A 22,019-nucleotide genomic window follows, 5' to 3' on the forward strand; every position below is an offset into this window, starting at 1 on the left:
CGTACAGCCGGTCGCCCGGCCCGTTGCGTCAGCGCGCGTCAGACGCGGCCAGGCGGCGGGCCCGGGCGAGCAGTTCCTTCACCCGCGGCGTCGCGGCGCGGTCGTCCAGGTCGTCGAGCAACGTCACGTAATCGTCGGTCAGGGCGACGTAGCGGCGCCGGAACTGCGGGGTGCCGGTCCGATACTTGGCGTCGAGGTCGATGATCTGCTGCGCCACCGCGGCCGCGGCGGCGCTCAGGGCGGCGCGGCCGTCGGTGGCCGCTTGCAGGCGCTCCTGCCGGTCGAGGGTGGCCTTCGCCGTGCGGCGGCCGGCGACCCAGAGCACCAGCGAACCGATGATCACGGCGAGCACCGCCGCGCCGGCGGCCAGATAACGCGGCAGGTACGGGTGGATCGTGCGCGGGCCGTCCGTCATGATCCCGGCGCGGACGAGCCGGTCGTAGTTGACGGCGACCACCTTGACCATGGACAGCGGGTCGTCACCGAACTGCTGGATGCCGGTGCTGATGGTCCCCTCGATCGCCATCAGCTCGCCGCCGCCGGGGAACATCGCGCACCCGTACTTGTTCCAGCCCCCGCCCGGCTTGGGCCGCAGCACCAGCACCAGAGTGCCGTCGGCGGCCCGTTCCAAAGCGTCGCAGATCGGGCCGGGACGCCCCGCCGCCGGATCCACGATCACCAGGACCAGCCGCCGGTTGCCGATGATCCGTTCCGCCGCGGCGACGTCCAGGCCGGTGCCGGGGGCGGCGTAGACCGACGACGTGCGGACCTGCCGGGCCATCGGGCCCTCGAACACACCACCGGTCCACAGCGCCCAGCCGGCCAGGACCAGACAGGCGATCGAGGCCAGCCCGAACGGCGACACCAGCGACCTGCGGATCTGGGCGGCCCGCGTGAGCCACCGGTCGCGCCGGGACGGCGGGCCGGCCGGCGACGGCGGAAAGAGCCAGGTCATGCGATCCGCCCGTTCAGGTATTCGGCCGGCCGGTAGCCGCGGTACGGCAACAACCGCGCGCACCGGTCCAGCTCGGCTTCGGCGTCGCGCAGCAACGCGCGTACGTGGTCGTCGGGAAGGTCGTCGCGGGAAGCGTCACGCGCGGCCGTCAGGGTGACCAGGGCCCGGGCCAGCGCCGGCTCGCTGCGCCGGTCGGTCAGCGCCGACATCTCCACGGCCAGGGCGGTCAGCGCGGCCAGTTGGGCCGGCGTTCCCGCGGCGACGGCCCGGCTTCGGCGCCACACCGGGCGCACCATCGGGCGCAGCGACAACGCCACGAACAACACCACGCACGCCACGAAGATCCACGGCAGGGCGGGCCGGGTGACCCGCAGCGGGTCGGGCGGCTCGTAGGGCAGCGGCCGGTCGAACAGGCCGGCGAACCGCACGTCGGTGACCCGGTTCAGGTAGGTGTCGAGCACGCCCTGTTGCGAGTACGCCAGACGATCCAGCACCCGCTCGGCCTGCGCATAGAAGGTGGCCGCCGCGATCTCGGCGAAGTCGGCCGCGTGCGGTCCGTAGTACTCGATCCAGGCGCCGTACATGACCACGATCGGGGTGTCCGGGAACAGCTTCACCAGGGCGGGACCGTATTCCGGGACCGGCCGGCCGAACGGTTGCAACGGGAGCGTCACGTACAGCGCGCGCCCGTTCGGAAAAGCCGGTGAGCTCCGCGGCGCCGACGTGACCGTCGACCCTCGGCCCCGGTGGAAACCACTGGAGCGCAGGTCGGCCGCGACCACGGCGGTCTCGGCCGCGGTCGGCGCCCGCCACGAGAACAGATGCTTCTGTACGGGCTCCGGCCGCTCGCGTAAGTGGGCGATCAGCAGCAACAGGTCGTTCGTCACGTCACCGGTCGCGAACTGGTCCCGCCAGTCGGCCAGTTCGGTACCACTGACGGCGTACGTCCCGGTGGAGACGGCCGTCCCGATGACCCGCAGATCAGCGTCCTTGAGCTGCTGGACCCGCTGGGTGGAGGCGTCGTCGAGGCCGGGCGGCGTGACCAGGATCCGCAGTCCACTGTCGCCGATCGCGGCGCCGACCGCGGCGGTGTCCCACTGCGCGATCGCGCCCGGCAGCCGGACCACCGGTGACGTCCGCAGCAGACGGGTCAGCTCGGCGGTGTCCGGCACGGTGGCCGAGCCCCGCCCGCCGCTGGGCGTCGTGCTGCCGCCGGGCGACCCGGCATAGGTGACCTTGAAGTCGCTCTGCTGACTGGTGAGGAACACGACCATGGTGACGGCCGCCACCGCGAGCGCGACCCACCCCAAGAGCTGCTTAATCATCGGCCCGCCACATCCGCTCGGCGGCCCGGGCCAGCTCGGTGGCCTCGTGCGCCGCGTCCGGGCCACCGCGCGCGGCCGCGATCGCCTCGGCCCGGCGCAACAGCTCCGTGGCCTCGGCGTCCCGCTCGGCCCGCGTCCCGGCCGCGTCCCGGCTCACGGCGGCCGTGGCGATCGCCGCCCGCGCCGCCGACCAGGCCACCCGCCGCTCCGTCGCCCGCTGCCGCCGGCGAGGGCCGGCGACCACCGCGAATCCGCTGACGAACAGCACGACGCCACCGGCCCCCCAGATCCACCACACGGAAGCAGGCTAGCGAACAGCTCAAACCGAACAGGCTCACCCCGCGGTTCGCAAGGTCGCCGTATGGAGGTCACGCTGCGAACGTGCATGCCGATGGGACTCCGGCCACGATGCGGCTCTACGTTCGCGACAGCTGTTGAAGGCCGATCGCCGTGAGCAGGTCGAGTTTGCCGCGGGCGTCGGTGCCGGCCCGCGGGGTGTAGACGACCAGGCGCAGGTTGGAGCCCTGCGTGGTCAGGACGTTGGACTCCAGCGCTATGTCGCCGACCTCGGGGTGTTCGATGACCTTCGTCGCGCTGTGGTGGTCGGCGACCGAGCGCAGCGCCCACAACTCGCGGAAGCGGGGGCTTCGGCGCAGCCGGGTGATCAGGGCGGCGATGGACGGGTCGTTCGGGTACCTGCTGGTTGTCGCGCGCAGGTCGGCCACCAGGGACTCCTCGAACGCGGCCCGCTCGGCCGGGGTCTGCCGGGCCCGGCCGAAGCCGCCCTCGAACTGGCGGATCAGGATGTGGCGTTCGTCGGGGCGGTAGGCGCTCGGGTCGCCGAAGACCGCGGCGAACAGCGGGTTCCAGGCCAGCAGGGCCCAGGTGGCGTCGTGGACGGCCAGGGGGCTGGCCGTGAGCTGGTCCATGACGCGTTGCAGGCTTTCCGGGATGATCCTCGGCACCCGGTCGGGGTCGGCGGCGTGGCCGGCCAGGCGCAGCAGGTGGGCCTGTTCCTCGTCGGTCAGCCGCAGCGCCCGGGCCAGGGCCGCGCACACCTGGGCGGACGGGGTCGGGGCGCGGCCCTGCTCGATGCGTACCACGTACTCGACCGAGATGCCGGCCAGCATGGCCAGCTCACCGCGGCGCAGGCCGGGCACGCGGCGGGGTGAGTTGGCGGGCAGGCCGACGGTGGCCGGTTCCGTCCGGCCGCGCCAGGCCCGCACGGCGGCGCCGAGTTGATTCATGAGGCCCATGGTGCCTCGCGCGCGCCGCCCGTGGGTGGTACAGGCTGTAGCTCCCAGGGCCGCCTCGTCCGGGGCAGGCTGGTGGGCATGAACGACTCACTGAAGCTCGCCGACGACCTCGTTCTGTCCCGCATCGGGTTCGGGGCCATGCAGCTGGCCGGGCCGGGCGCCTTCGGGCCGCCCAGGGACAGGGCCGAGGCCGTACGGGTTTTGCGTACCGCCGTCGAGCTCGGCGTCACGCACATCGACACCAGCGACTACTACGGCCCGTACGTCACCAATGAGATCATCCGGGAGGCGCTGCACCCGTACCCGGAAAGCCTTCGCATCGTCACCAAGGTGGGCTACAGCCGCGGTCCGGACGGCAGTTGGAACCCCTCGCCGCACAACCTGCGCGAGCAGGTTCAGGACAACCTGAAGCGGCTGGGGCTGGACGCGCTCGACGGCGTCAACCTGCGCGTCGAGAAGGGCGAGGCCGTGGCCGACCGGTTCGGTGAGCTGGCGGAGATGCGGCGCGAGGGTCTCGTACGGCATCTCGGGCTGTCGAACGTGACCGCGGAGCAGGTGGCCGAGGCGCGGTCGGTCGCGCCGGTCGTCTTCGTGCAGAACCTCTACAACGTCGTGCTGCGTGACGACGACGCCCTGGTCGACGCGCTGGCCGCGGACGGGATCGGCTTCGTGCCGTTCTTCCCGCTGGGCGGCTTCAACCCGATCCAGTCGGGGGTGCTGACCGAGGTGGCGGCCGAGCTGGGCGCCACGCCGCAGCAGACCGCGCTGGCCTGGCTGCTGCGCCGCTCGCCGAACATCCTGCTCATCCCGGGCACCTCGTCGGTCGCCCACCTGCGCGAGAACCTGGCCGCGGGCGACGTGGAAGGCGACGCCCTGGCCCGGCTGGACGGGCTCGCTACGCGCTCCTGACCCGGGCCGCCAACTCGTCGGCGGCCGAGCGCCACTGCTCCTCGGTGGCGGCCGTGAGGCGGTCGTGCAGCGTGGGGTCGCTCTCCGGCGGGCGCCGGTCGCCGGCGTAGCGCAGCAGGGTGCTGGCGGCGTGGTAGCGAACCAGGTATTCGGGGTCGGCGACGGCGGCGGCGAGCGCGGTCACCAGGACGCTGTCGGGTGGGAAGCGGGCCAGGGCGATGGCCGCGTCGAGGCGGGCGAATTCGCTGGTGGCCGCGCTCAGCACGCCGACGATGGGCCGGGACCAGGACGGGTCGCCGGTGATGGCGTACAGGGCCTCGGCCGTGCGGATGCGCATCTCGCCGGAAGCGCCGTGCAGGGCGCCGCGCAGATAGCTCACGGCGTCGGCGGGAGCGCGGCCCTCGGCGGCCAGGACGCTGAACGACTGGGCGGCGAGCGGGTCACCGGCGGCCAGCCCGGCCCGGAGCATCCGCTCGACGGTGCGAGGATCGGCACGGGCGGCGCTGAGCAGGGCGGTGAAGCCGGGCCCGCCGGGCGACGGATCGCCGAAAGTCTCGTGCCGCCAGCTCTGCCACTCGTCCGCGCTCATTGATGGACATTATTACCAATGATCCGCGCATCCGGATCACCCGGGTGGAAAGATGATCAAGCACGTGAAAGGGCCCCGGCCAAAACGGCCGGGGCCCTGACAAAAAGCTCGGACGATCAGTGCGCCATCGCGGGCGGCGCGTCCGGGTCGACGTCGAGCGGGCCGGTGCGGAACATCAGCGCCGAGACCACCGCGCAGACCAGGAAGAACCCGCACGACCACCAGAACACCGTGTGGTAGCTCTGCAGCTGGGCCTCGGCGGCCAGGGTGGCCGACGGGGCGTGCGAGGAGGCGTAGTTCGTCGCGGCGGTCGCGGCGAACGAGCTCAGCAGCGCGGTGCCGATCGAGCCGCCGATCTGCTGCACCGTGTTGATCATCGCCGAGGCGACGCCCGCGTCGTGGTGCTGCACGCCGCTGGTGGCGGCGTTCTGGGTCGGCGCGAAGACCAGGCCCAGGCCGAGGCCGATGATGAGCAGGCCGGGCAGGACGCCGCCGGCGTACGACGAGTCGAGCTGCAGGCGGGTCAGATAGGCCATGCCGACCGCGGCGATCAGGGCGCCGGCCGGGACGAGCGGGCGCGGGCCGACCTTCGGGGTGAGGATCGAACCGGCCAGGGTGGCCGACACCATGATGCAGGCCAGCATGGGCAGGAACGCCAGGCCGGTCTGGATCGGGGTGAAGCCGAGGACCGCGGTCAGGAAGTACGTGAGGAACAGGAAGATGCCGAACATGCCGGCGCCGGCGATGCCGATCGCGGCGTACGAGCCGCCGCGGTTGCGGTCGAGCACCACGCGCAGCGGCAGCAGCGGCTGCGCGACCCGGCGCTCGATGAGCACGAAGGCGATCAGGAAGACGACACCCACGATGATCGGGATGAGGGTGGCCGCGGCCGTCCAGCCGTCGGTCTCCGCCTTGCCGAGGCCGTAGACCAGGCCGACCAGGCCGACGACGACCGAGACGACGCCCGGGATGTCGATCTTGCCCTTGCCGTCGACCGGCTCGTCCTGCAGCTTCATGAGGCCGCCGACGACCGCGATGGCCGCGATGACCAGGTTGACGTACAGGCACCAGCGCCACGACGCGTACTCGGTCAGCACGCCACCCAGCAGCAGGCCGACGGCGCCGCCGGCGCCGGAGATGGCGCCGAAGATGCCGAACGCCTTGCCGCGCTCGGCCGGCTCGGTGAACGTGGTGGACAGCAGCGACAGGGCGGCCGGGGCGAGCAGCGCGCCGAACGCGCCCTGCAGGGCGCGGGCCACGATCAGCATCTCGAGGCCGTTGGCGGCACCGCCGAGGGCCGAGGCCAGCGCGAAGCCGACCAGGCCGATGAGGAACATCTTCTTGCGGCCGAAGAAGTCGGACAGGCGCCCGCCGAGCAGCAGCAGGCTGCCGAAGGCGAGGGCGTAGCCGGTGACGACCCACTGCCGGTCGGCGTCGGAGAACGCCAGGTCGGCCTGCGCGGTGGGCAGCGCGATGTTCACGATGGTGGCGTCGAGCACCACCATGAGCTGGGCCATGGCGAGCACGACCAGTGCCCACCAGCGGCCGGAGCCCTGATCGGCGGCCGGCCGCGTGAGGCGGGTTCGAGTATCAGTGGACATGCGCGCCTTCCGTAGCGAGTCGATTCCGTCCCACTCCGCATCGGCAGGCCGGGGCCCCGGCTTAAGGCCCGTCAAGTCGCGGGCAAGTGAGGTGCCCGAGACTGCGCCATCGTGAACGACATGACCATGGACCACGAGCTGGTGGCCCTCCACCGGGTGTTCCGGCGCGAGGCCGCCCTGCTGCCGCGCTTCGTCACCGGGTGCCGTCCCGGTGACACCGAGCGCGCCACGCAGGTCGCCGAGGCGGTCCGGCGGTACACCGGTGAGCTGCTGTGCCACCACCGGGCCGAGGATGAGCTGCTGTGGCCGCTGGTGCGCGAGCGGGCCCGCCTGTACGACGAGCTCGTGGCCCGCATGGAGACCCAGCACGGCCGGCTGGAGCACACCCTGCTGGCCATCGGTGATCTTCTCCCGCGCTGGGAGCTGGATGCGGCCGAGGCCGTACGCGATGAGCTCAGCGACCAGCTGGCCGCGCACCGGGCCGCGCTCGTGCAACACCTCGACGACGAGGAGGAGCTGATCCTGCCCCTGATCGCCGAGCATCTGACCCGGGCCGAGTGGGAACGGGTGGCGAGCCGGGGCCTGGCCACCCTGACGCTGGGCGCGATCCTGGAGGAGGCCGGCCCCGACGAGCGCCGCCACTTCCTGGCCAAGGTGCCGCTCACCGGCCGGATGGCGTGGTGGCTGATCGGCCGCCACCAGTACCAACGGCACGTGTCCCGGCTCCGGGAGCCGCAGCCCTGGTGAGCGCCGGCGTCACTTTTTCCCTGCTGGGCCCGGTGCGCGCCTGGCGGGACGGCGTCGAGCTGCCCCTGGGCGACTCCCGGCAGCGCACGATCCTCGCGGTTCTGCTGCTCCGCGAGGGCGCCCGCGCCGGCCTGAGCGAGCTCGGCGAGGCGATCGGAGATCAAAACCAGGTTCCCGCGTACGTCTACCGGTTGCGCCGCACGCTCAGCGGCGGCCCGGTGCAGCTCGGCTGGTTCGGTGGCGGCCACGCGCTGCACGTGCCCTCGGAGTCGGTCGACGCCCGCCGGCTGACCACCCATCTCGCCCGGGCGGCGGCGGCCGGGCCGGACGCCGCGACGGCGGAGCTCGAGGCCGCTGTCGCGCTTCGCCGAGGCGTACCGCTGGAAGGGTTGACCGGGTCGTTCGCCGCCGAGCAGCGGGAACGCCTCGACGAGCTGTGCCGGACGGCCGCCACGCGCCTGCTCGCCGCGCTCGTCGAGACCGGCCGCCACGAGGAGGCCATCCCGGGTCTGCGCGACCTGGTGGCCGAGCGGCCGCATCACGAGCCGGGGCACGCCCTGCTGCTGACCGCCCTGCACGGCGCGGGCCGCCGGGCCGAGGCCCTGGCCCATTACCGCACGGTGCGTTACACACTCGCCACGGAACTGGGTGCGGAGCCGGGACCGGAGCTGCGAAACCTCAACCGGACGATCCTCGATGTCGATTACCCGACCGTCTCAGCAGTTCAACCCGGGTTGCCGCCCACATAGGATCGTGACCGTGATCGAGATGCGGGTTCTCGGTCCGGTCGAAGTCCTCCTCGACGGCGAGCCCATCGCCGTCCGCGGCAACCAGCCGCTCGCTGTGCTGGCGATCCTGGCCGCCGCCCGCGGCCGCCCGGTCGCCACCGACCGGCTGATCGACCATCTGTGGGGCGATACCGCGCCGGCCGGGGCCGCCGCGGTGCTGCAGTCGCACGTGTCCCGGCTGCGGCGCGCGCTGGAACCGCGCCGGCCACCCCGCGGCGCCGCCCAGTTGCTGGTGCGCGAGGCCGCCGGCTACGCGTTGCGGCTGCCGCCCGGGTCGCTCGACGCCGACCGTTTCGAGCAGGCGCTGCGGGCGGCCGACGGGCTGCCGCCGGCCGGCGCGCTCGACCGGCTCCGGGCCGCGCTCGAACTGTGGCGTGGCCGGCCGTACGAGCAGTTCGCCGACGACGAGTGGGCCGCCGCCGAGATCGCCCGCCTCACCGAACTGCACCACACCGCTCGCGAGCGCACGGCCGACGCCCTGCTGCGCCTGGAACGCACCGACGAGGCCATCCCGGCCGCCCGGGCCCTCACCGGCGAGGACCCGCTGCGCGGCGAACCGTGGCGGCTGCTGGCACTCGCGCTGTGGGCGGCCAGCCGCTCCGGCGAGGCCCTGTCCGTGCTCGGCGAACACCGGCGCATCGTCGCCGACGAGCTCGGCCTCGACCCCGACCCGGCGCTGGCCGCCCTCGAGCAGGCCATCCGCGAGCAGCGGGCCGAGGTGCTGGAGACGGCACTGCGCCCCGGGCCGGCCACGGTCCGCCCGGCCCAGCTGCCGCGCCCGCAGCCGGCCTTCGCCGGGCGCTCCGACGAGCGGCGCCGCCTCGACCGGCACACACCGGCCCTGGTCGTGGTGACCGGGACCGGCGGCGTCGGCAAGACCACCCTGGCCGTGCGGTGGGCGCACCAGGCGGCCGCCCGCTACCCCGACGGGCAGCTCCACGTCGACCTGCGCGGCTACGGCCCGGAGGACGCGGCCGCCGACCCGGGCGACGTGCTGGCCGCGTTCCTGGGCGCGCTGGGCGTGCCCGACCAGCGGATCCCGCCGTCGACGCCGGAGCGGACCGCCCTGTTCCGCAGCGTGCTCGCCGCCCGGCGGATGCTGCTGCTCCTCGACAACGCCCGCGACGCCGACCAGGTGCGGCCGCTGCTGCCCGGCAACCCGGACTGCGCGGTGGTGGTGACCAGCCGCAGCCACCTCATCGACCTGATCGTCACCGACGGCGCCTACCCGATGCGGCTCGACGCCTTCCGGCCGGCCGAGTCCGTGGCCTACCTGCGCCGGCGCCTCGGCGACGAGGTGGTCGACGCCGACCCGCGTGCGCGCGACGCCATCGTGGAACGCTGCGGCGGGCTGCCCCTGGCGCTGGCGCTGGTCTGCGCCCGGGGCGCGTTCCCGCTGGCCGAGATCGACGCCGAGCTGGCCTACGCCGACGGGCTCGACGGTTTCGCGGTGCCGGGCGTCAAACACGACCTGCGGGCGGTGTTCTCGTGGTCGTACCGGCGGCTGGTGCCGTTGGCGGCGCGGATGTTCCGGCTCGCCGCGCTGCACCCGGGACCCGATCTGAGCGTGGCGGCGGCGGCCGCGCTGGCCGGCACCGAACCGCCGGTGGCGCGGATGCTGCTGCGCCGGCTGACCGACGCGCACCTGATCGCCGAACACCGGCCGGGGCGTTTCCTCCAGCATGATCTCGTACGGGCGTACGCCAAGGAGACGGCCGGAAGGGTCGACCCGGCGCAAGAGCGCGACGCCGCCGTGACCCGGCTCCTGGATTTCTACCTGCATTCGTCGCGGAACGCGGCGCAGGCGCAGACGCCGTACCGTCGCCCGGTGATGGTGGGCCCGCCGCCACCGGGGATCTCCGCTGTCCACTTCGCCGACATGCGGGCGGCCACGGCGTGGCTGGACGACGAGTACGAGAACATCAACGCCCTGCTGGAGCTCGGCCGCGCCGAGAAGGTGCCGCTCTTCGTGTGGACGCTCGCGACCTACCAACAGGACATCCGCTTCCATCTGGCGGACTCGCTGGCCCTCGCGGCCCAGGCCCAGCGGCTCGTGGACGATCCCTGGTGGGCCGGCTACCTGCACTACATCCTGGGCCGCGGCCTGCTGCGGATGAACCGGCCCGAACAGGCGCGGGCCGAACTGGAGAAGGCGATCGCCATCGGCCGCGAGATGGACGACCCGGGCCGGGTGGCGCACGGCTTGCTCAGCGTTGCCGTCTCGATAGTGTCGGCCCACGACGTGCCGACCCGGGCCCAGGCCGAGGCGGCGTATCCGTACGCCGTCGAGGCCCGCGCCAACTACCTGCGGATGGGCGACGAGCAGGGCGCGGTCGAGGTGGCGAACGCCCTGCACCCGATCGCCTGGTACCACGCCCACCAGCCGGACGGCCGGCCCGAGGCGCGGCGCCTGTTCGCCGAGAGCATCGCCATCAACGAGCGCTGGCGCAACGCGTACGGCGCCGCCGGCGGCTGGACGCAGCTGGCCCGCTTCCACCAGCACACGGGCGATCTCACCGCGGCGGTCGCCGCTTTCCAGCGGGCCATCGAGTTGTACGGCGAGGTGGCCGACCTGCGCATCGAGCCATTGATCGGTTTGTACGAGTGTCACCGCGACGCCGGAGACCGGGAAGCGGCCACCCGAACCCGCGATGAGGTGGTGCGCCTGCTGAAGACGGCGCGCTACCCCGACCTGGCCCGCCTGTCGGAGATCCTGGACCTCTGATCATCCGAGAAGCGATTCGACAGCGCCCAGCACCTCGGCGTCGACAGTCAGCTCGCTGCGCACCACGGTCAGACCAGCGGTGACGGCCTGCGTGCAGTGCCGCAGAAGCGACTCCCGGATGCCCTCCTCCACGTGCGGCCCGGCCACCCCGTAGCGCCCGCCGACGACCACCACGGCCGGGTTGAGCATGTTGGTCAGCGGCGCCACCGACCGCCCGATCAGCCGCCCCGCGTCGAGCAGGGCCCGCTGCGCCGGCCGATGCCCACTCCCGGCCAGCTTGAGCAGCCGCTCCTCGGGATCCTCGGACTCCCGCACGAAGGGCGCGGCGTCGAGCACGGCCCCGAACGAAGCGGGCGACAGAAACGTGGACAGGCACCCCCGGCTGCCGCAGACGCAGAGCGGCCCCACCTCGCGCACGTTCAGGTGACCGACCTCGCCGGCGTAGCCGAGCGCCCCCCGGTACACGCGCCCACCGGCCACGATCCCGGCCCCGGTGAACTGATCGGCCCGCAGATAGAGCACATCCCGGGCCCCGGCCGCGGCCCCGCGCCGCGTCTCGGCCAGCGCGGCGAGATCGGCGTTGTTCTCCACCCGGCACGGCACCCCCAGCACCTCGGTGATCACATCGGCCGGCGCGAACCCGGAGAACATAGGCAGAATCCCCCGGGTCCCGAAGTTACCGGTGCTCGGATCCACAGGTGCCGGAACACTCAACCCGACCTCCCGCAGATCCCCCACCGCATGCCCGTTCTCGGCGAGCAGCCGCGCGACAAGCTCCCCGGCCAGCCGCACCGGCGCCTCCCCGGCCGGCGTCATCGGAACCGGATGGGCGGCCTGATGCAGAACGGCCCCCGCCCCATCGGCGACGACGACCCGGATCCCGTACGCGCTGATCGCCGCCCCCGCCAACAACTCCTTCGGCGTGACAAGCCGAAACCCGGGCGACGGCCGCCCCGACCGCCCCCGCTCGGGCGGCAGCTCGAAGGGTTCGACTGTCCCGTCCCGCCACATCTCATCAAGCAGTTCGACAACGGCGGCCCGAGGCAGTTTCGTCAGCCGCACAACATCACTGCGGGCCAGCCCCCCATGCGCCCGAAGCACCCCGGCGATCCGCTCCCGCCGCGCAGCCCGCTCCCGCCGCCGCGGCGAGACGCTGAGCTTGCCGCCCCCTTCTCGCCCAGCAGCTCGCCGCCCTCCCCCACTCCCGCCACCAGCACTAGCAGCTTCACCACGGCCGCCCCCGCCACCCGCGACACCGCCGCCCCCGCCATCCACGAGGCCCCCGCCACCCGCGCCGCTGTTGTCCACGCCACCCGCGCCGCTGTTGTCCACGCCACCCGCGCCGCCGTTGTCCACGCCGCCCGCGCCGCCGTTGTCCACGCCACCCGCGCCGCCGTTGTCCACGCCACCCGCGCCGCTGTTGTCCACGCCACCCGCGCCGCCGTTGTCCACGCCACCCGCGCCCGCGATGCCCGCGATGCCCGCGATGCCCTGGGCGTCGACAAGGCGCTCGCCGGACATTTCCGATTCATGGCTTTTATCGGGCGGCGAGACCAGCACAGAAAGCGAGACTGGCGGGTCAGACGGCGCGGAATGCGAGTCCGACATGAGAGGCGAGGCAGACGGCTCGGAGGACGAAGCCAGAACCGAAGGCGAGGCGGACGGTCCGGAGGCCGCGGTCGGCAGGGAAGGCAGCGCTGACGGGTCGGAGGACGCGGCCGGCGCGGACCGCGAAGCGGACGGACCGGGAATCGAAGCCGGCAAGGAAGGCGAAACGGACAGGTCGAAAGACGAGGCCGGCGCAGAAGGCGAAACGGACAGATCGGAAAACGAAACCGGCGAGGAAGGCGAAACGGACAGATCGGAAGACGAGGCCGGCGCGGAAGGCGAACTGGGCGCGTTGGAAAGCGAAGAGAACAGGAAAGGTGAGGCCGGGGCGGAGAGCGCGGAGCCGGAGGCGGGCGGCGTTGGAGACGGGGGTGGCAGGGCGGGCGGGGCGGAAGCTGGGAGGCGGCTCACGGCGGTGGCTACCGCGCCCAGCAGGGCGGCTCGGCCGGCGAGGGTGCCGGCGTGGATTTCGGTGTGGTCGGCTACGGCCGGCTGGGCGTAGCGGCGCAGGGACTCTCGGACGCCGGCCACTACCGGGCCGCTTTCGGTGATCAGGGGGCCGTCCAGGACTACCAGGGCGGGGTTGATCGTGTTGGCCAGGTCGGCCACCACTCGGCCGATCATGCGGCCGGCGTCGGACAGGACGCGCTGGGCTGTCGCGTCTCGGGTGGCCAGTTCCAAGGCTCGTTCGGCGGTCACCGGCTCGCCGTAGCCGGCCGACAGCGCGGCCAGCACCTCGCGGGGGGCGGCGATCGTCTCCAGGCAGCCCCTGTTGCCGCAGCGGCACAGGGCGCCCGTCTCGTCGACCTGGACGTGGCCGATCTCGCCGGCCATGCCGGTCGCTCCTCGGTGCACCTCGCCGTCGAGCAGCAGGCCGCAGCCGATGCCGGAGGCGATCCTCAGGTAGCAGACGTCGCGACGGCCCCTCGCCACCCCGCGGGTGACCTCGCCGAGCAGGCTCAGGTCGGCGTCGTTCAGCACCGCCACCCCGTGGCCCAGGCGGCGCCGCAGCTCGGCGCCGGCCGCGTATCCGGCCCAGCCGGGCAGCACGCTGCTGGTGTGGACGACGCCGCCCGCCACCGGTGCCGGCAGGCCGATGACGGTCAGCCAGACCCGCCGGCCGGGCGGGACGCACTCGGTGATGAGCGCCGCGAACTCGTCCAGGATCTCCCCCGGCGTGACCCCGGTCAGGACGCGGTCGCGCTCCACCTCGATCTCGCCGGTCAGGGCGGCCACGGCCACCCGTGCCGCGGCCACCCCGGGGCCGCCGCCGGCCGAGTCGAGGATCGCCCCGACGACGTGGCCCGCGGCCGGGCCCAGCGACAGCAGCCGGGCCGGGCGTCCCTGGTGGCCGGCCGCCACCGGCTCCGACTCGGACAGGGCCTCGGCCGCCAGCAGCTTGGTGAGCAGGCCGTTCACGGTTTCGCGGGCCATGCCGGTGCGGCGGATCAGGTCCGTGCGGCTGATCGGGCCGGCGTCGCGGACGGTCGCCAGCACCAGGTCGCGTCCGGAGATGTGCGCGGGGCGGGTCGCCATCGCCGAAGCGTACCCCCGGGTTTTGCTCGTTTTCTCGGTTAACCGCGCCATGGCCCGCAACACCTGACGCTTCCGCCTCGAAACCTCACAAAAATAACCGAGGAAGAAGACGAATCAGGGCCTCCGTACGGCCGATCAACCTCTGGTTTGGCGTTAATCGGCTCATTACCTTCGAGATATCAGGTCGTAACGAGCCGGGCCCGGCAAGGTACCTGTCCCTATTCCTCGCGTGACCCCAGGAGGTTGCGATGACCGAGTTGCCCGGCCTGCGAACCGCCGAACCCGCCCGGAACGACCAGATGGTCGACCAGGTGAACCCGATCAGCGGCGTCCCGCTGAAGCTGACGCCACCGGACGCCCCGAAGCGCCTGATCACCGCGATGGCGCTGGCGCAGTTCGGCGCGTACCTGACGATCATGACGCCGGTCGTGGTGACCCTCTCGGTCCGGGTGGCCGAGATCGCCCCGAACAACAAGGCGTCGGCGCTGAGCGCCGTGCTCTCCGTGGGCGCGCTGCTCGCTCTGATCGGCAACCCGTTCTTCGGCGCCATGAGCGACCGCACCCGGTCGCGTTTCGGCCGCCGCCGGCCCTGGCTCATCGGCGGCATGCTCGCCGGTCTGCTCGGTCTCGCGATCGTCGCCGCCGGCGGCTCGATCCCCGTACTCACGCTCGGGTGGGCCGTCACGCAGCTCGGCGTGAACGCCACGCTCGCCACCCTGACCGCGCTCCTGCCCGACCAGGTGCCGGCCCATCAGCGGGGCCGCGTCGGCGGCGTTCTCGGCCTGATGACCTCGATCGCCATTCTCGCCGGCACCGCCCTGGCCGCCCTGCTCTCCGGGCACACCTTCGCGATGTTCATGGTGCCGGCCGTCATCGGCACCCTGACGGTGGCGCTGCTCATCTCGATCCTCAAGGACCGCCCGGCCGACGCCGGCCAGCACGAGAGGTACGGCTTCAAGGAGTTCCTGCGGACGTTCTACGTGAACCCGCGCCGCTTTCCCGACTTCTCCTGGAACCTGCTCAGCCGCTTCCTCATCTGGATGGGCATCGCCAGCGTCACGACCTACCAGTCGTACCTGCTGATCGACCGTTTCGGCTACACGACCGGCAACGTCGCCACCGCCGTGCTGATCGCCACCCTGCTCACCACGGCCGGCATGGTCGGTGGCTCCACGATCGGCGGGTGGCTGTCCGACCGTACGGGAAATCGCAAGCCTTTCGTTCTGATCGCCGGCGTCGTCATCGCGGTCTCCCTGCTGGGCCTCGCGGTCAGCCACAGCTTCGCGCTGTTCCTGGTCTCCGTCCTCGTCTTCGGCGTCGGCGAGGGCCTGTACCTGGCCGTCGACCTGGCCCTGGCCACCGAGGTGCTGCCCAACCCGGACGACGCGGCCAAGGACATGGGCGTGCTGAACATCGCCAACGCCCTGCCGCAGTCGCTGGTGCCGATCCTGGCCGCCCCGATCCTCGCCATCGGTTCCGGCGGCGAGAACTACGGCCTGCTCTTCCTTCTCGGCGCGATCGTCGCGATCGCCGGCTCCCTGCTGGTCCGCCTCGTCCGCGGCGCCCGCTGATCTCTTGTTCCCGGAGGCACCCATGTACCCGTATCAGAACCCCGCGGTGAAGACAGAGGACCGGATCAGCGACCTCATCGGCCGGATGACCCTCGAGGAGAAGGCCGGCCTCATGTTCCACACGATGGCCGCGGTCAACGCGGACGGCACACTCTTCGAGCCCTCGGGTGACGGCGGCATGTTCCCGTCGACGCGCTGGCTCGTCGAGGACAAGCTCGTCAACCACGTGAACATCCTGACGATGGGCCCCGTCGCGCCTTCGAAGATCGCCGAGTGGCACAACCGGATCCAGGAGCTCGCGGCGAACACCCGGCTCGGCATTCCGGTCACCGTGTCGACCGATCCGCGCCACGGCTTCATCGACAACCCGGCCACCTCGGCCGCGGCCGGCGGATTCTCGGTCTGGCCGGAGCCGATCGGGCTGGGCGCGACCAAAAACCCTTCCCTCGTACGCGAGTTCGCCGACATCGCCCGTCGCGAGTACCTGGCGGCCGGGATCCGGGTCGCCCTGCACCCGATGGCCGACCTGGCCACCGAGCCGCGCTGGGCCCGCACCAGCGGCACGCTCGGCTCCGACCCGGACACGGTGGCGGAGCTGCTGAAGGCGTACATCGAAGGGTTTCAGGGCTCTTCGCTCGGCCCGGACAGCGTCGCCACGATGGTGAAGCACTTCCCCGGGGCCGGACCGCAGATGAACGGCGAGGACGCCCATTTCCCGTACGGACGTGAGCAGGTCTACCCGGGCGGACGGTTCGCCGAGCATCTGAAGCCGTTCGAGGCGGCGTTCGAGGCGGGCGCGGCCCAGATCATGCCGTACTACGCGATGCCGGTCGGCACGGCCTACGAGGAGGTCGGTTTCGGTTTCAACAAGGGCGTCATCGAGGGACTGCTGCGCGGCAGGTACGGCTTCGACGGTGTCGTCTGCACCGACTGGGGCCTGGTGACGGACGCCGACGACGTGTTCGGCGCGCCGATGCCGGCCCGCGCGTGGGGCGTGGAAAGCCTGTCCCGCCTCGACCGCGTGTACCGCATCCTGGAGGCCGGCGCCGACCAGCTCGGCGGCGAGTACTGCCCCGAGCTGATCGTCTCCCTCGTCTCGTCGGGGCGGGTCCCGCTCAGCCGCATCGACGAGTCGGCCCGGCGCATCCTGCGCGACAAGTTCCGCCTGGGCCTGTTCGACGACCGCCGCTACGTCTCCACACCGGACGCCGCGACGGAGATCGGCCGCCCGGCGTACGTGGCCGCGGGCCTGGAAGCGCAGCGGCGCTCGATCGTGGTGCTGCAGTCGTCGGTGCTGCCGCTGTCCGAGGGCGTCAACGTCTACGTCGACGGCGTCGACCCGGACGTGGCCGCCCGCTACGCCAAGGTGGTCGGCACACCGGCCGAAGCCGACATCGCGATCGTGCGCCGCCACGCCCCGTACGACGACACCCGCACGACCGGCTTCGAGTCCTTCTTCCACGCCGGCCGCCTCGACTTCACACCGTCCGAGCTGGCCCCGGTCCTCCAGGTCACCGACGCGGTCCCGACGGTCGTCGACATCCTGCTCGACCGCCCGGCCGTGCTGACCCCGCTGGCGTCCCGGGCGGCCGCCCTGACCGGCAACTTCGGCGCCTCGGACGAGGCTCTGTTCGACATCCTGTTCGGCCGCACCAAGCCGTCGGGCACGCTGCCGTTCGAGCTCCCCCGCTCCATGGAGGCCGTGGCCGCCTCCCGCGAGGACGTCCCGAACGACACCGAGGACCCCCTCTTCCGGTACGGCCACGGCCTGACGCTCGATTGACAGTTGTGAATCCCGGGTGCACGCTAAGTGCCATACGACGCGTGTCCGCCGGTGCGCGACACGGCCGTGGCACGGCGGTCGGCGCTGATCACGGCGCCCGTGCGGGTGAGGACAGGGCAGATCACCCGCACGTCTCAACGGCGTCGGGCTCGGCCGGCATCCCCCGTCTTCCCCCTTGGGCCGCGCGCGGGCGTGGCATCTCCGGCGCGGGGCCCAGCGTGCTCCAGGAGTGACGACTATGAAGATCAGACGAAATTTGCTGTACGCCCTGGCCGCCCTTCTGGCCGTCGCCGGTCTCGCCGTCTCGGCGCCCCGTGCGGCGTTCGCGGCCTCGCCGACCGAGGTGACCAGCTTCGGCAGCAACCCGGGCGGCATGCGCATGCACATCTACGTGCCGGACTCCCGCCCGGCCAACCCGGCGATCGTGGTCGCCATGCACGGCTGCGGCGGTTCCGGGCCCGGCTTCTACTCGGGCAGTGAGTTCGCCTCGCTGGCCGACCGGTACGGGTTCCTCGTGATCTACCCGTCGGCGATGCAGGAGGCCGGCTTCGGCAAGTGCTTCGACACGTGGTCGGCGGCGTCCAAACAGCGCAACGGCGGCAGTGACCCGGTCTCCATCGCCTCCATGGTGGCCTACGCCGGTCAGCGTTACGGCGGCGACCAGAACCGGGTGTACGCCACCGGCAGCTCCTCCGGCGGCATGATGACCCAGCACATGCTCGCCCTGTACCCCGACCTGTTCAAGGCCGGCGCGTCCTTCATGGGCGTGCCGTTCACCTGCTTCGCCAACGCGGCCGACTACCCGCCGGGCGGCCAGTGCACGGGCGGCAGCATGAACCGCACACCTCAGCAGTGGGGTGACGCCGTCCGCCAGGTGAACCCCGGTTTCAGCGGAGCCCGCCCCCGGATCCAACTCTGGCACGGCACCAGCGACACCCTCGTGCCGTACTCGCTGCTGCAGGAATCGGTCGAGCAGTGGACCAACGTCTTCGGGCTGAGCACGACCCCCACGTCCAGCGACACTCCGCAGCCGGGCTGGAACCGCCGCCGCTGGGCCGATGCGACGGGGACGGTACAGGTCGAGGCGTACAGCATCCAGGGCGCCGGTCACTCCCTGCCCAGCAGCGGGATGGCTGCCGCCGCCGTCGCCTTCTTCGGCCTGACCACGCCCACCACGCCCCCGACCACCACTCCGCCGACCACCCCGCCCACCACTCCCCCGACGAGCCCGCCGGCGACCTCGGCGTGCCGGGTCACCGCCGCGGTCAACGCCTGGAACAACGGGCTGACCGCGAACCTCACCATCACCAACACCGGCAACGCCGCGATCAACGGCTGGCAGCTCGCCTTCGACCTGCCCTCGGGCCAGACCATCACCGGCGGCTGGAGCGCCTCGTACGCACCGGCCTCGGGGCGGGTCACGGCGATCAACGTCGGCTACAACGGCAGCCTGGCGCCCGGCGCGTCGACCACGGCCGGTTTCCAGGCCACCCACTCCGGCAACAACGGCGCCCCCACCGGGTACGCGCTGAACGGCTCCGCCTGCACCACCGGCTGACATGAGCTCCGGTGTGGACGGCCCGGTGGCGTGCCGTCCCCACCGGTCAGCCCTCGTCAACCCGGTACGGGCATGGGAAGATCTTCGCTAGTCGTCAGCCCTCGACTCTGCCGGAGCCGTCGCGTGACCAGCCCGTACGACATCGACGAGATCTTCCCGGACGACACGGCGGACGCGGTGCGCCTGCCGCGCCGCCAGGCCGGCAACTCGCCGCAGGACCTGACGGTGACCCTGCTGGCCGACTACACCCTGCGCACCCGGGCCGAACTGCCGTCGGCCGCCATCGTGGCCCTGCTCGCCGAGGCCGGCGTGAGCCCGGCCGGTGCCCGCACCGCCATCAGCCGGCTCGCCCGCCGCGGGGTGCTGCAGGTACGGCGGCACGGGCGGCGGAGCGCCTACCGCCTCACCCCCGAGGCGGCCGGCTTCCTCGCCGTCGGCGGCAGCTGGATCGCCTCGGCGGCCACCGGCGCCGAACCGTGGGACGAGCACTGGACGCTGATCGCGTTCTCGCTGCCCCAGGCGGCACGGGCCCAGCGGCAGGAACTCCGCAACAGGCTGCGCTGGATGGGATACGCCCCGCTGTACGACGGCCTGTGGATCTCGCCGCACGACCTGACGGAGAAGGCCAGGGCGAAATTCGCCCTCATCGCTCCCGGCGCCATGACGGTGTTCCGCGCCCGGCACGTCGAGCTCGGCGCCGGCCTCGACCGAAACCCGGTGGAGGCGTGGGACATCGCCGCCATCGCCCACGAGTACGAGAAATTCCTCCAGCGCTGGCGCCACGTGCCGGCCCACATCGCCGCCGAGCAGCCGCCCGGCCCCGAGGCGGTGCGGTTCCGCACCGAGGTGATGGACACCTACCGTCGCCTGCCCATACTCGACCCGCGCCTGCCGCTCCACCTGCTACCGGCGGGCTGGCCCCGGCAACCCGCCCGGGACCTGTTCATCGCCGTCTACGACGGCCTGGCCGCCACAGCACAGAAGCACGTCCGCACCGTCGCGGCGACCGTCACCGACGGCCCGGTCACCGACATCCAGGCCCACACCGTCGACGACTTGTCCACCGGCCTGCAGTTCACCCCGCCCGAACCGCCGGCCGGCCGCTCTCGGATCCGACGAGCCGCCCGGCCAGGAGATGCCACGGGGCGCCGTGAGCTTCCCCCGGTTTGATAAAGCGGTGGTTACCCGCTCCCGAGAACACGCCTCGGACGGCGGCCAGCCACAACACTCCTTCGCCGCAGGGAATTCGGGTGGCGTCGACGATCCCGAGCCGGTCCGGGGCGGCCGCGGTCACATGGCCGCAGTGTGCGATCACCCGGCATCGGTGACGGCCGGCCGGCGCCGCTGGCGTTGATCTACCACTGGCCGAGGTTGTCACCCCGGCCGATCTTCGTGTCTTTGAGATGTGTCCGGCGACGGCGTTGAGGGTGTCGGGTCGTAGTTCGCGGCGGCCGGTGAAGCGTTGCAGTACGCGCCACCACTTGTGCTCAGCGATGGCATGTTCAACCGGGATGCGCTGCGATGACTGTGCCTTGCGGGCGATCTGCCACTGGGCGTGAAGCTCGGCAGACGCACCTGCATCTTGCCGTGGACCCGGCGCAGCATCGAGTCGGTGTCCACGAAGCACAGTGTGTCCGTGCCAGGCCAGTAGCGGTGTTCGGCCGGCGAGGCCGATCAACGTGTTACGGGCTGCAGCCTGGTACTGACGCACGTGGCCGTGGGTGAGGGTGCGCAGGAACGAGCCGAGCGTCGAACCGGGGCGTGACAGACAGCGGGCACAGGAAGTCTGTGATCATGAGTGTGTTGACACTCGTGATCAGTGACTCCTGTGCCCGCTTCATGCTCGCACAGCGGCGACCTTGCTGGTCTCGCCGGCTCTAGGCCCGCTGAGACCTGCGGCCACAGCTGGTTAGGCGCGCAACCACAGCTGGTTGTTGGGAATCTGGCCAGTCGCGCAGGCGAAGATGGCGACGTTGGTGCCGGTCTGGCCACCCGAAATTCCGAGACACATGTTCGGGTTCGCCCGGTTCTTCAGCTGGAAAGTGGTGAGAGTGGCCGGGTCCCACTGCCAGTCCTGGGTGTTAGAGGACGAACCAGCCGCAAGGACCGCTCGGGTCCCGCTCGCGGTGCTGTTCCCGCTGAGGCCCAAGTTCTTGTTGGAGGAGGTGTTCCAGAGGGTCAGGTAATTTCCCTCCCCGCAGCAGTCCGTGAAAGTCAGATTGGTGCTGCTACCCATAACAAGATAGGTGCCACTAACCGTCACGTACCGGCCACCTGCATTCTTGAGCTTATAGCTTGATGCGGCATGCGCGGCGGTGGGAGAGAGCACCGCGAGCAGGGCACTGACCATAGCCGCCGCAGCTGCCGCGCTAACGAACTTCTTCAGACGCATTTGAACTCCTTGCTCGGAACTTGGTCGGCAAGACATTAGCGTCGCTCGATTGGTAATGTCAACCAGATAGTGAAGACGGTCCGCCCACCTCGGCCTATGCGCCCGCTTCCGTGTCCCCGTTGGAGTTGGCTTAGTCAGAGTACGGCTGGACAAACACGATTAAGGCCGGCCACCCCGAGGCTCCCTATCGGGATTGGAGTCGCCGCCTGGTCGCTGTCCTGTTTGGATCGTAACATGCATCGATCTTTTAGGTTGTCCCCCACTACCTTGAGCTGCAAGAACAGCCGGAATCTCCAGTGCCGATCGCCCGGTCGAGGAAAACTTACTCGGCTCGCGAACTTGACAGACGATCATGTGCCATCGATCATGGTGAAACGGACTCGGCAGGATTGATGACACGAAGGGGCCGGGGTTGACGTTGAGATAAAATGTGGTTGCCAGCATCGTGTTGAGCGTTTTGGACGCGGGCAATTACACCGGCCTCATCGACCTCAAGTCGCGCCTTTTATATGGCGAAACCTCGGGCAACCATGTCTTCCAGGACTCGGTGTCCTCGCCAGCGGGATATTGCCAACGTATCCATCTGATCAACGGCAACTACCAGTACATTAACCTGCAAAAAGGGCGGCCTCGGAATCGAGAGCTGGGCCATGATCAGGAACGTCAATAGCGGACC

The 22,019-nt window shown here is 71.6% G+C and carries 17 protein-coding genes; 9 read left to right on the forward strand and 8 right to left on the reverse strand.

Annotated features, from left to right (window positions below):
- Positions 1-28: 28 nt before the first annotated feature.
- The 4 genes from ACGFJ7_RS13940 to ACGFJ7_RS13955 all read right to left on the reverse strand — a co-directional run bounded on the left by ACGFJ7_RS13940 (position 29) and on the right by ACGFJ7_RS13955 (position 3,527).
- On the reverse strand, positions 29-955 hold the full coding sequence (locus ACGFJ7_RS13940; RefSeq protein WP_392642376.1) for a hypothetical protein: 927 nt from the start codon (positions 953-955) through the stop codon (positions 29-31).
- Positions 952-2,280 (reverse strand): hypothetical protein, encoded by a 1,329-nt coding sequence (locus tag ACGFJ7_RS13945; protein ID WP_392642377.1) that lies wholly within the window; start codon positions 2,278-2,280, stop codon positions 952-954. Before ACGFJ7_RS13945 ends, ACGFJ7_RS13940 begins: the two co-directional genes overlap by 4 nt.
- Positions 2,273-2,578 carry a DUF6403 family protein gene (locus ACGFJ7_RS13950; RefSeq protein ID WP_360258256.1) on the reverse strand — a complete coding sequence of 102 codons (306 nt, stop codon included), beginning with the start codon at positions 2,576-2,578 and terminating at the stop codon, positions 2,273-2,275. Before ACGFJ7_RS13950 ends, ACGFJ7_RS13945 begins: the two co-directional genes overlap by 8 nt.
- 118 nt (positions 2,579-2,696) lie before the next feature.
- A complete protein-coding gene (locus tag ACGFJ7_RS13955) occupies positions 2,697-3,527 on the reverse strand; it encodes a helix-turn-helix transcriptional regulator (RefSeq protein ID WP_392642378.1) in 831 nt (276 codons plus the stop codon).
- An 87-nt stretch (positions 3,528-3,614) separates the two neighbouring features.
- Between ACGFJ7_RS13955 and ACGFJ7_RS13960 the strand changes: the two genes are divergently transcribed.
- Positions 3,615-4,445 carry an oxidoreductase gene (locus tag ACGFJ7_RS13960; protein ID WP_392642379.1) on the forward strand — a complete coding sequence of 277 codons (831 nt, stop codon included), beginning with the start codon at positions 3,615-3,617 and terminating at the stop codon, positions 4,443-4,445.
- Here ACGFJ7_RS13960 and ACGFJ7_RS13965 read toward each other — a convergent pair.
- Both ACGFJ7_RS13965 and ACGFJ7_RS13970 read right to left on the reverse strand, forming a co-directional pair.
- Positions 4,432-5,034, reverse strand: a complete 603-nt coding sequence (locus tag ACGFJ7_RS13965; protein ID WP_360258262.1) for a hypothetical protein — start codon at positions 5,032-5,034, stop codon at positions 4,432-4,434. The two genes, ACGFJ7_RS13960 and ACGFJ7_RS13965, sit on opposite strands and share 14 nt — an antisense overlap.
- A gap of 116 nt (positions 5,035-5,150) precedes the next feature.
- Positions 5,151-6,635, reverse strand: a complete 1,485-nt coding sequence (locus ACGFJ7_RS13970) for an MFS transporter (RefSeq protein WP_392642380.1) — start codon at positions 6,633-6,635, stop codon at positions 5,151-5,153.
- 120 nt (positions 6,636-6,755) lie between these two features.
- On the opposite strand from ACGFJ7_RS13970, the gene ACGFJ7_RS13975 reads away from it, so the two are divergent.
- The 3 genes from ACGFJ7_RS13975 to ACGFJ7_RS13985 are packed head-to-tail and all read left to right on the forward strand — an operon-like array spanning position 6,756 to position 10,895.
- The gene (locus ACGFJ7_RS13975) at positions 6,756-7,382 is read left to right on the forward strand and encodes a hemerythrin domain-containing protein (RefSeq protein ID WP_360258267.1); all 627 of its coding nucleotides are present in this window, start codon (positions 6,756-6,758) and stop codon (positions 7,380-7,382) included.
- Entirely contained in the window at positions 7,379-8,131 is a 753-nt protein-coding gene (locus ACGFJ7_RS13980; RefSeq protein ID WP_392642381.1) for a BTAD domain-containing putative transcriptional regulator, read from the forward strand. The genes ACGFJ7_RS13975 and ACGFJ7_RS13980 overlap by 4 nt, the downstream gene beginning before the upstream one ends.
- A gap of 19 nt (positions 8,132-8,150) precedes the next feature.
- Positions 8,151-10,895 carry a BTAD domain-containing putative transcriptional regulator gene (locus ACGFJ7_RS13985; RefSeq protein ID WP_392642426.1) on the forward strand — a complete coding sequence of 915 codons (2,745 nt, stop codon included), beginning with the start codon at positions 8,151-8,153 and terminating at the stop codon, positions 10,893-10,895.
- Here the strand turns inward: ACGFJ7_RS13985 and ACGFJ7_RS13990 are convergent, their stop codons facing one another.
- On the reverse strand, positions 10,896-14,039 hold the full coding sequence (locus ACGFJ7_RS13990; RefSeq protein WP_392642382.1) for an ROK family protein: 3,144 nt from the start codon (positions 14,037-14,039) through the stop codon (positions 10,896-10,898).
- A 248-nt stretch (positions 14,040-14,287) separates the two neighbouring features.
- Here ACGFJ7_RS13990 and ACGFJ7_RS13995 point away from each other — a divergent pair, with 248 nt between their 5' ends.
- The 4 genes from ACGFJ7_RS13995 (at position 14,288) to ACGFJ7_RS14010 (ending at position 20,121) form a co-directional block, all read left to right on the forward strand.
- Positions 14,288-15,610 carry an MFS transporter gene (locus ACGFJ7_RS13995; RefSeq protein ID WP_392642383.1) on the forward strand — a complete coding sequence of 441 codons (1,323 nt, stop codon included), beginning with the start codon at positions 14,288-14,290 and terminating at the stop codon, positions 15,608-15,610.
- Positions 15,611-15,656: 46 nt separating this feature from the next.
- Positions 15,657-17,393, forward strand: a complete 1,737-nt coding sequence (locus ACGFJ7_RS14000; protein ID WP_392642384.1) for a glycoside hydrolase family 3 protein — start codon at positions 15,657-15,659, stop codon at positions 17,391-17,393.
- A gap of 238 nt (positions 17,394-17,631) precedes the next feature.
- Positions 17,632-18,951 (forward strand): PHB depolymerase family esterase, encoded by a 1,320-nt coding sequence (locus tag ACGFJ7_RS14005; RefSeq protein ID WP_392642385.1) that lies wholly within the window; start codon positions 17,632-17,634, stop codon positions 18,949-18,951.
- Positions 18,952-19,074: 123 nt separating this feature from the next.
- A complete protein-coding gene (locus ACGFJ7_RS14010) occupies positions 19,075-20,121 on the forward strand; it encodes a PaaX family transcriptional regulator C-terminal domain-containing protein (RefSeq protein WP_392642386.1) in 1,047 nt (348 codons plus the stop codon).
- A 739-nt stretch (positions 20,122-20,860) separates the two neighbouring features.
- On the opposite strand, the gene ACGFJ7_RS14015 is transcribed toward ACGFJ7_RS14010, so the two are convergent.
- Positions 20,861-21,343, reverse strand: a complete 483-nt coding sequence (locus ACGFJ7_RS14015) for an RICIN domain-containing protein (RefSeq protein ID WP_360261662.1) — start codon at positions 21,341-21,343, stop codon at positions 20,861-20,863.
- A 430-nt stretch (positions 21,344-21,773) separates the two neighbouring features.
- Between ACGFJ7_RS14015 and ACGFJ7_RS14020 the strand changes: the two genes are divergently transcribed.
- Complete coding sequence (locus ACGFJ7_RS14020; RefSeq protein WP_392642387.1) at positions 21,774-22,013, forward strand: hypothetical protein; 240 nt, start codon at positions 21,774-21,776, stop codon at positions 22,011-22,013.
- Positions 22,014-22,019: the final 6 nt, after the last annotated feature.

The sequence above is a fragment of the Actinoplanes sp. NPDC048988 genome (assembly GCF_043197815.1).
GTDB lineage: Bacteria > Actinomycetota > Actinomycetes > Mycobacteriales > Micromonosporaceae > Actinoplanes.

Bases quoted from the DNA above. Each gene is read 5' to 3' on its own strand.
- ACGFJ7_RS13960 (WP_392642379.1), top strand. From the start codon at position 3,615: ATGAACGACTCACTGAAGCTCGCCGACGACCTCGTTCTGTCCCGCATC.
- ACGFJ7_RS13995 (WP_392642383.1), top strand. From the start codon at position 14,288: ATGACCGAGTTGCCCGGCCTGCGAACCGCCGAACCCGCCCGGAACGAC.
- ACGFJ7_RS13985 (WP_392642426.1), top strand. From the start codon at position 8,151: ATGCGGGTTCTCGGTCCGGTCGAAGTCCTCCTCGACGGCGAGCCCATC.
- ACGFJ7_RS13955 (WP_392642378.1), bottom strand. From the start codon at position 3,527: ATGAATCAACTCGGCGCCGCCGTGCGGGCCTGGCGCGGCCGGACGGAA.
- ACGFJ7_RS13975 (WP_360258267.1), top strand. From the start codon at position 6,756: ATGACCATGGACCACGAGCTGGTGGCCCTCCACCGGGTGTTCCGGCGC.
- ACGFJ7_RS13970 (WP_392642380.1), bottom strand. From the start codon at position 6,635: ATGTCCACTGATACTCGAACCCGCCTCACGCGGCCGGCCGCCGATCAG.
- ACGFJ7_RS14015 (WP_360261662.1), bottom strand. From the start codon at position 21,343: ATGCGTCTGAAGAAGTTCGTTAGCGCGGCAGCTGCGGCGGCTATGGTC.
- ACGFJ7_RS13945 (WP_392642377.1), bottom strand. From the start codon at position 2,280: ATGATTAAGCAGCTCTTGGGGTGGGTCGCGCTCGCGGTGGCGGCCGTC.
- ACGFJ7_RS13990 (WP_392642382.1), bottom strand. From the start codon at position 14,039: ATGGCGACCCGCCCCGCGCACATCTCCGGACGCGACCTGGTGCTGGCG.
- ACGFJ7_RS14005 (WP_392642385.1), top strand. From the start codon at position 17,632: ATGAAGATCAGACGAAATTTGCTGTACGCCCTGGCCGCCCTTCTGGCC.
- ACGFJ7_RS13940 (WP_392642376.1), bottom strand. From the start codon at position 955: ATGACCTGGCTCTTTCCGCCGTCGCCGGCCGGCCCGCCGTCCCGGCGC.
- ACGFJ7_RS13965 (WP_360258262.1), bottom strand. From the start codon at position 5,034: ATGAGCGCGGACGAGTGGCAGAGCTGGCGGCACGAGACTTTCGGCGAT.